General features: G+C 48.0%; 2 protein-coding genes. Both read left to right on the top strand.

The genetic code is table 11. The features are described 5' to 3' along the window. Nucleotides 1-1,328 (top strand): hypothetical protein (locus tag PZA18_RS23735; RefSeq protein ID WP_308447454.1); only part of this gene is annotated, 1,328 nt, incomplete at its 5' end. A gap of 5 nt (nucleotides 1,329-1,333) precedes the next feature. Continuing rightward, nucleotides 1,334-1,693, top strand: a complete 360-nt coding sequence (locus tag PZA18_RS23730; protein WP_284103374.1) for a hypothetical protein — start codon at nucleotides 1,334-1,336, stop codon at nucleotides 1,691-1,693. Nucleotides 1,694-2,179 lie beyond the last annotated feature (486 nt).

Here is a 2,179-nt window from a genome sequence, read left to right as displayed (position 1 = left end):
CCAATCAATCGGGGCAGAGGAAGTCGGGCGAGCAGACAGCTACGGCCGACCGCATCAAGGCCATGACTGCCGGACAGCCCTATATGGACGACACCGGCCGCATGTTTGATGGCAACGGCCGGCAGATTGGGCAAGAGACTGACTATTATGGCGTTGTACCGTGGGGAGAGTATCCGCAGGAAGAGGGGGGCTTTATTCCAACTTCCGGCCGTATGGGGGCTACTGGACCTAGGGGGCCTAAAGGCGGTCTAAGTAGCGCTGATTTGCGAAAACTGGGGGGCATCCCATTCATGGGGAAAGACTCATATGGCCGTGAAGAGCAATATTTCTTGCTACCGAATGGGGCAACTACTCGTCCTCATGACGAGTCTATGGCGTCTTCTCCAATTACGGTAACTGCTGAATGGCCTCGACAAAAATCGAATGTCGAATCTTTGTTTAAGCAAATCGCCACAGGAACAGGGGAAATTGTACAGACGCTTACTAGAGAACATGTCTCTCGGAATTTGATGCCAGAATTTGACATGCAGCTGAGTGATAATTCCTTGGTGGCAAAGCTATCTCAAACACCCGTCGATCTTGCTAAATCCGCATGGGAATGGGAATACAACAAGGATTCAAACTTACTCGCATACTCTGCGGCCACTTTATATGACGCAAATCAACGAGCTGGCTATAAAGCACAAGCTATTGCTAATAGTAAGTTTTATCTAAGTGAGTTTAATAAGTTGTCACTTGATCAAAGATCAGGAGCTCAGGGTAAAAATATTGCGATACAAGCATTTGGTGAAAGGCAAGAACTTCGTGCGGCTACTCAAAGTAAGTTAAGTCCTGGGGGGAGAATTGTCTCCCAGGCCATTGAGTTAGAAAGGACTTTTGTTTCTCAAGCAGAATATTCTGCTAAGAAAATAGTTAAGAGTGGGGGCATTGCGACAGAGAGTGGTGTATACGAGCGCATAATTAAGTCATCTGGAGCTAGTAATGGCTGGGTTTCTCGGGTTAACACCTTATCACGAATACTTGGTCCTTTTGCAATAGCTGCTGAAGCTACCGGTGGCGCCGCTCGCGTTTACAATGCACCGCAAGGGCAACATGGTCTATACACTGCACAGGAGATTGGCTCAATTGCGGGGGGCTGGGCGGGAGGGACACTTGCGACTATGGCAGTAGGAGGAGCAGCACTTGGCCTTGCTGCTTTAGGGATCACGCTTGGTGGAACTGCCATTTTGGCCGCAGGCATTGTCGTTGGGGGATATGCTGCAGTAACCACCTCCCGTTATGGACGAGAAGCTGGTGGTTACTATTATAATTTTTTTAGCAGGCAGTAATTAAAATGAATAGCTTTAGATCCTTATCTAATGATCTACCAGCTGATAAAATTCGTGCTGAGGCAAATGGTGCGAAGTTTAGGGTTTTGGTAGTTCAAAATGAGTTGGTAGAAGAAGTCTATTTTTTGCGTGAGAATAATTTTCTCGAAAAGGTTGATTGGAATTTAGGTTTTTGTGGACGAGTTGCATTATGGCTCAGAGGGCGGGAATGGCCGCCAACACTGATTTATCAAGTGGCGATAGCTAATAATGCTGTCATGATCAAGTGGTCTGATTACAGTAGGGGTTTTGGCGAGCTCGATGTTATGACGGCTACTCGTAAAGTTAATGGAGATAAGTGGAAGGTTGCATGGAAGGTTGGCTAAATATGCACGGTATCATGACCGCACGACCGCTAGACATTCCCCACTCCCTTCTTCCCATCAATTTTTGACCGGAAGAAGGGATGGACTATCGGGTTTGGCTTGGGTTTCGGATTCTGACTAACGCCGTATTCGGATCCCTGTCAACAAGCCTTCCCATTCTTCGAAATGCTCAATATGTTTGGGTGGGCTGGTAAAAGGGTTTTCATTCTCCAAAACCTGTTTCGGCGTCCAGCCGTTCAGGTTTTGGTGGGGATGATTGTTGTGGTGTTGTGCTGGCAATAAAGACGAGCGGCTATTTTAATAAATAGCCGAATCGCCTCTGCAATAAAACGTTGTTCTTTAAAAAAATAATTGAGATTCCGCCAGCAGTGGCCTGCCGGTGCAAATCAGCGCCAGCGGCAGCCGTATCGAGGTGAGCGGGGTGGCGGCCGACCGGATGCTGGTGATGTACCGCCCGGTTGGTTCAACCGACTTCACCTACCAGCT

This window comes from Parachitinimonas caeni (assembly GCF_030129945.1).
Lineage (GTDB): Bacteria > Pseudomonadota > Gammaproteobacteria > Burkholderiales > Chitinimonadaceae > Parachitinimonas > Parachitinimonas caeni.
The sequence above is the reverse complement of the archived record's forward strand: the minus strand, read 5'-3'. Positions and strand labels throughout refer to the sequence as shown.